This is a genomic window from Sinomonas soli (genome assembly GCF_054782415.1).
In genome coordinates this window covers 1-595 of record NZ_BAAGSN010000033.1, presented here as the reverse complement: position 1 = coordinate 595, position 595 = coordinate 1, and the positions used below count along the sequence as shown (strand labels likewise).

The following is a 595-nucleotide window of genomic DNA, read 5'->3' as shown; positions in this document are numbered from 1 at the left end:
CCACACGGTCGAGCCCCCCAACCCACCGTTGGGGGGCTCCCGCATTTAACACGGGGACGGCACAGTCCGGACCACCCCCGCCGGCACCACCGTAGACTTGATAGAGGTTGCCAGACGTCGCCGGCAGGTGAGCACTGGCCCTTCAAACCAATAGTGACGAGAAGCGGCCCACAGGTCGTCGATCCAAGGAATCCAGGGAAAGAGGAGCCATCATGGCAGAGCAGAACGGACGCGGCCCGGGCGGTCGGGACTACAACGGTCCTCGCAGGGGCTCAGGCGACGGCAGCGGCTCTGACAGGCGAGGCGGCTCCTTCCGCGGTACCAGCAACTCTGGTGGCAGGCCGCGCGGATTCCGGGATCGCAACCGTGACGATCAGTTCGGGGAGCGCCGCTCCTACGGCGACCGCGACGATCGGCAGCCCGGTCGTCGTGACGGCGGTGAGCGCGGGGGCTACGACCGTGGTGAGCGTCGCCCGTTCGGTGACCGTCCCCAGCGTGATGACCGTGGTCCGCGGCAGTTCGACCGCCAGGACCGTGGTGAGCGTCGCCCCTTCCAGCGTGATGACCGTGGTGAGCGTCGCCCCTTCCAGCGTGA

1 protein-coding gene is annotated in these 595 nt (G+C 68.2%); it reads right to left on the bottom strand.

Annotated elements, in window-relative coordinates; translation table 11 throughout:
- Nucleotides 1-272 precede the first annotated feature (272 nt).
- A partial coding sequence (locus ACYVKZ_RS20555) for a hypothetical protein (protein WP_460994320.1) occupies nt 273-595 on the bottom strand: 323 nt, incomplete at its 5' end.